A 5056-nucleotide genomic window follows, 5' to 3' on the forward strand; every position below is an offset into this window, starting at 1 on the left:
GCGGATCTCGACGGTTATGCCGCGCTGCTGGAATCCGCGGTGGACGAGACCGTCCACGCGCTGCGCCGGGAATCCGCGCCGGCGCGAGGGAATCCCAGGAAAGAAGGACCGGATTCGTGCCGATCGTGACCACCTTCGACGGAACCAGGCTGCACTACCGCGACACCGGTGGCGACGGACCCGCGGTGCTGCTGTTGCACGATCTCTTCCGCGACTCGGAGATGTGGGCGGCACTGCGCCGGGACCTGGCGCCGGACTATCGGGTACTCACCGTCGACTCGCGCGGGCACGGCCGGACCGCGGCGATCGAGGCCGAGTACACCCTGTGGGATCTGGCCCGCGACGCGTGGGACCTGGTCGAGGCGCTCGGGATGGACCGGGTTGCCCTCGGCGGGCACGGCCAGGGCGGCATGGTCGCGCAGCGCATGGCGTTGCAGCGCCCGGCCCGGGTGCGCGCCCTGTTGCTGGGCGACACCGATGCGGCTGTCCCCGAACCGGATTCGGCCGCGACCTCGGCCGCGGTGCGCTGTCTGCTCTATCGCGACGATCTGACGGTGATGCTCGGCGATATCACCGCTCCCACACTGCGCTTCGAGGGAGATGCCGACGCCGCGCTGATCCGTCGCTTCCTCAGTACCGTCGCAGACCCCAGTCCAGCTCCGTGACCTCGGTCTCGTCCGCGGGAATGGTGAGGATCAGCACGCCGCCCGCCATGGTGGGCAGCAGGAATTCCTCGTAGAGGAGGGTCGTCTCCTGCGCCGGTGACCAGATTCGGCGCAGGGGCGAGGGCCGCTGGGTATACACGATCCCCGAGGCCCACACCTGCCGGAAGATCGGCGACGGTCGTAGCGCCTCGAGGATCGGCAGAACCTGGTCACGGGTGCCCGGGTCGGTGAGCAGATGCCGGCACACCCCGACCAGCGACTCCACTTCGCGCCACCAGTCCGGGCTGACGAGTCGGGCCCGCGGATCGAAGAACACCCATTCGGGCACCGACGGCGCGTCGATCATGCCGGGGTACAGCTCTCGGAAGCGGTCATTGGCCAGTTCGATCCGCCAGCCCTCGGTCATCCAGCCGGCCGGGTACGGGTCGAACTGCCGCATGATCTTCTGGATTGATCCGACCGCCGAGACCACCCGCTGCATGGCCGAGAATTCCGGGCGACCCGCCAGCGCCCACAGGTGCGCGCGCTCGTGTTCGTTGTCACACAGCGAGTCCGCGATCCCCTCGAGAGCGACCTCGCCATAGCCCGCGGTCTCGCCGCGCTCGATCTTGCGATAGGTCGCCAGGCCGACATTGGCTTCCTTGGCGGCGCGTACCCGGGTCCACCCGCGTCGTGTTCGCAGCCCTCGGACGAAGCTGTCCAAGCGGGCGTCGATGGTGAAATCGGGGTCCATGCAACCTGTTTCGTGAAACGAACTCGGCCCCGGCCGGAAGCGTTAGCTTCCAACCGGGGCCGTCACAGCGGAGGATAGGGGATTTGAACCCCTGAGGGCTGTTAACCCAACCCGCGTTCCAGGCGAGCGCCATAGGCCACTAGGCGAATCCTCCGTCGAGCAATATACCGGGTGTACCCCCGCTCGAAGCAAATGCCGTGGTCGGCGGCTACTTCTTCTTCACATTCGTGAGTGCTTTGCGGGTCTGGTCCTTGCAGACCTGGGCCAGGTCGTCCTTGCTGACGTCCTTGCCTTTGTACGTGGTCAGCCGGATGTTGATCTTGACCGAGACATTGTCGTCCTTGACCGCGCAGGTGTAGTCGGTGCTGGTGAAGTAGGTGTAGTCGTCGGACTTGGACACCCAGTAGCCCGCTTCGCCGATGCCGGCGAGGTCACCGGAGGTGCGGCCGCTGCCGGTCGTGCCGGTGTCGGAGGTCTTCCACAGGTCGTACTCGGCGCGGTTGTACGCACTGGACGCACCGCTCAGGAAAGACACATTGAGCGTCAGGTCGGCGGTGTTGGTATTGGTGGAGCCGTACTTGTCGGGCTTGGTGGTCTCCTCGTTGCCCGCGCGGCATTCGAAGCGGCCACCCGAGTAATCCGTGGGTTTGGTCTCGGAGTGCTCGGGGGTGCCCTTGGAATTGGCGGCGAACTTGCTCAGCGCCGAGGTGTCGATCACGGTGCAGCCGTTGGTCACACCGTCCATCGTGTACTTGCCCGCGTTCTTCTTGGCGCCTCCGCCGCCACCACCGTCGCTGCCCGAGAACGCGACGATGCCGATGACCGCGCCGACGACCACCACGAGGCCGATGACGGCGGCGATGATCAAACCGGTCTTGTTGCCGCCCGAGCGGGGCGGCTGCGCCGGATAGCCGTAACCGGGTCCGGCGGGCGGGACCGGGGGCGGCGGGGCGAACTGCTGTTGCTGCTGCGGGAATCCACCGGACACCGGCTGCCCGTAACCGATCGGCGCGGCCTGCTGCGGATATCCGCCGGACATCGGCTGCTGTGCGTAGGCGTCGGACACCGGCGGCTGGGGATAGCCGGGCATCGGCTGCTGCGGGTAACCGCCGCCGGACTGGGCGGGCGGCAGGTGCTGGGCCGGTGGGGTGTAGGCGGGAATGCCCGACGTCCCGTAGTTCAGCATGGTCGGGTCCGCGCCCTGGACCGGCTGGCCGGGCTCGGTTCCGGTGGGCGCGGTGGCCCACCACTGCGCGGTTTCCTGCGCCTTCGCCGGATCGTGCGCCCCACCCTGTCCTGGATCGGAACTCGTCATCTGATTTTTTCCCCTCCGGAAATGAGCGGGGCACCCCGCATGTCGCTGGCATCGTATCGACCCCGTGCGGCGGGGGCAGCGGTGAGCCGCTACACTGGCCGACGGATCCAGCGCGGCGCGCATCCTGTGAACTCCCCCAGGGCCGGAAGGCAGCAAGGGTCAACGGGCTCTGCCGGGTGCGCTGGGTCCCCTTTCTTTTTGTGGCGCAGCGCACTTCCGGGTCCGGGTGCGCGGATCTCTTGTCCGGGTGCGCAGAGTCTGTATATCCCTGCGGATTCCCGGGGGCGTCCTAGTAACGTGGGCGGTTGGGTTCGCGCCTCCGTGTTCGAGTAGCGGAGGGCACGAGCCTCGACAAAGATCCCACGCCCTTGGAAAGGCTGTCAGATGCCTCGGCAGACGCAATTCGGTTTGATGAGCCATGCGGAACTCGTGACGGAACACGAGACGCAGACCGCGAACTACGCGAAGCTCAAGACCGAAAAGCTGACGCTGGATATTACGAGGGGTAAGCCCTCGCCCGAGCAGCTGGACCTCTCGCAGGAACTCCTCGAGCTGCCGGGCGCCGCCGACTACCGTGACGCCAATGGCACCGACGTGCGCAATTACGGTGGCCTGCACGGCCTGCCGGAGCTGCGCGCCATCTTCGGCGAACTGCTGAACATTCCGGTGTCGAATCTGCTGGCCGGCAACAATGCCAGCCTGGAGATCATGAACGACCTGCTGGTCTTCTCCATGCTGCACGGCAACGCGGATTCGGTGCGGCGCTGGGTCGACGAGCCGGTGCTCAAGTTCCTGTGCCCGGTACCGGGTTACGACCGCCACTTCGCCATCACCGAGGCGCTCGGCTTCGAGATGATCCCGATCCCGATGAAGGGCGACGGCCCGGACACGCATCTGATCGCGGAGCTGGTGGCCTCCGATCCCAGCATCAAGGGCATGTGGGCGGTGCCCAACTACTCCAACCCGACCGGCGTCACCTTCTCCGAAGCCGTGACCCGCGAACTGGTTTCGATGCCGACGGCCGCGCCGGACTTCCGCCTGATGTGGGACAACGCCTACGCGGTGCACCCGCTCACCGACACCGCCGAGCCGGTGCTGGACGTGCTGGGCATGGCCGCGGCGGCCGGTCACCCGAACCGGGTGTTCGTGCTGGCCTCCACCTCGAAGATCACCTTCGCGGGCGCGGGCGTGAGCTTCTTCGGCTCCTCCACCGCGAACGTCGAGTGGTACCTGACGCACCTGGGCAAGAAGACGATCGGCCCCGACAAGCTGAACCAGCTGCGGCACCTGCGCTTCTTCAAGGACGCCGAGGGCGTGCGGGCGCACATGCAGCGCCACCGCGAGATCCTGGAGCCGAAATTCAAACTGGTGCTGCGGATTCTGGAGGATCGCCTGGGTGCGTCCAAGGTGGCGTCCTGGACCGAGCCCAAGGGCGGCTACTTCATCAGCCTGGACGTGCTGGAGGGCACGGCGAGCAAGGTGGTCGCGCTGGCCAAGGAGGCGGGTATCGCGCTGACCCCCGCCGGGGCCTCCTACCCGTACGGAAAAGAGCCGGAGGACAAGAACATTCGCATCGCCCCCAGCTTCCCGTCGACGGCGGAGCTGGAAAAGGCGATGGACGGCCTGGCCACCTGCGTGCTGCTCGCAGCCAGTGAGAAGCTCATGAACGCGTAAGGCGTACAACGAAATAAGAGGCGCGCACCCCGAAACGGTGCGCGCCTCTTCTGTTTCCGCGTCAGCTGGGTTTGTGCGCCAGCACCGCGAAGATGGTTACCGACAGGTGAATGTCACCGCTGGCCGCACCGGCCTCCAGGTCGGCCAGCAACTCGTCGCGCTGGCGCTGGCTGATGGACCCGCGGGCGACCGCGCGATCGGCGACCCGGGCGACCAGCGCGCCCGCGCCGACGCCGCCGTCCTGGATCAGCGCGTGCGAGGCGATGTCGTCGACGACCAGTCCGGCCTGCGTGAGTTGCCCGGCCAGGCGGCGGCCCGCGAAGGGGTTGGTGGTTCCGGCGATCATGGTCTCGATGACCTCGTGGACCACGTGCCGGTCGCCGGGATGCACGATGGCCGTGCCCCAGTCGCTGTCCATCACCACCACGCGTCCGCCGGGTCGCAGCACCCGGGCGATCTCACCGGCCGCACGGGCGGGCGCGGTGAGATGCCCGAAGACGCGCTCGCACAACGCCACATCGAAGCTCTCGCTGCCGACGGGCAGGCCGTAGGCGTCGCCGCTGACGAAGGTGGATCCTTGTCGCCCAACGACTGGGTGTAGAGACATCATCCCGCATACGCCGTATCGGTAGCCACTCGGCCGGTCTCCCGGACGTTTCGCCAGGACCG

General features: G+C 67.3%; 5 protein-coding genes, 1 tRNA gene and 1 other RNA gene. 3 read left to right on the forward strand and 4 right to left on the reverse strand.

Going from position 1 to position 5056, the window contains the following annotated elements; genetic code table 11:
- Positions 1 to 116 precede the first annotated feature (116 nt).
- Entirely contained in the window at positions 117 to 665 is a 549-nt protein-coding gene (locus ACWELQ_RS37680) for an alpha/beta fold hydrolase (RefSeq protein WP_452401795.1), read from the forward strand.
- On the opposite strand, the gene ACWELQ_RS37685 is transcribed toward ACWELQ_RS37680, so the two are convergent.
- The 3 genes from ACWELQ_RS37685 to ACWELQ_RS37695 form a co-directional block, all read right to left on the reverse strand.
- Positions 631 to 1398, reverse strand: coding sequence for an MmyB family transcriptional regulator (locus ACWELQ_RS37685; protein ID WP_452401796.1), 768 nt, complete (start codon positions 1396 to 1398; stop codon positions 631 to 633). The genes ACWELQ_RS37680 and ACWELQ_RS37685 overlap by 35 nt on opposite strands.
- Positions 1399 to 1466: 68 nt before the next feature.
- Positions 1467 to 1552 (reverse strand) — tRNA-Ser (locus ACWELQ_RS37690).
- Positions 1553 to 1606: 54 nt separating this feature from the next.
- A complete protein-coding gene (locus tag ACWELQ_RS37695; protein WP_452401797.1) occupies positions 1607 to 2713 on the reverse strand; it encodes a hypothetical protein in 1107 nt (368 codons plus the stop codon).
- A 100-nt stretch (positions 2714 to 2813) separates the two neighbouring features.
- Between ACWELQ_RS37695 and ffs the strand changes: the two genes are divergently transcribed.
- Positions 2814 to 2908, forward strand: an RNA gene (gene ffs, locus ACWELQ_RS37700) — signal recognition particle sRNA small type.
- A 189-nt stretch (positions 2909 to 3097) separates the two neighbouring features.
- Positions 3098 to 4387: an aminotransferase class I/II-fold pyridoxal phosphate-dependent enzyme gene (locus tag ACWELQ_RS37705; protein ID WP_452401798.1), complete on the forward strand. Its 1290-nt coding sequence runs from the start codon at positions 3098 to 3100 to the stop codon at positions 4385 to 4387.
- 61 nt (positions 4388 to 4448) lie between these two features.
- On the opposite strand, the gene ACWELQ_RS37710 is transcribed toward ACWELQ_RS37705, so the two are convergent.
- The coding region (locus tag ACWELQ_RS37710; RefSeq protein WP_452401799.1) for a methyltransferase domain-containing protein at positions 4449 to 5056 on the reverse strand (608 nt) is incomplete at its 5' end.

This window comes from Nocardia sp. NPDC004722 (genome assembly GCF_053601505.1).

What these genes read in the sequence shown, in the direction of transcription:
- ACWELQ_RS37685 (WP_452401796.1), bottom strand. Translation starts at nt 1,398, where the DNA reads ATGGACCCCGATTTCACCATCGACGCCCGCTTGGACAGCTTCGTCCGA.
- ACWELQ_RS37695 (WP_452401797.1), bottom strand. Translation starts at nt 2,713, where the DNA reads ATGACGAGTTCCGATCCAGGACAGGGTGGGGCGCACGATCCGGCGAAG.
- ACWELQ_RS37705 (WP_452401798.1), top strand. Translation starts at nt 3,098, where the DNA reads ATGCCTCGGCAGACGCAATTCGGTTTGATGAGCCATGCGGAACTCGTG.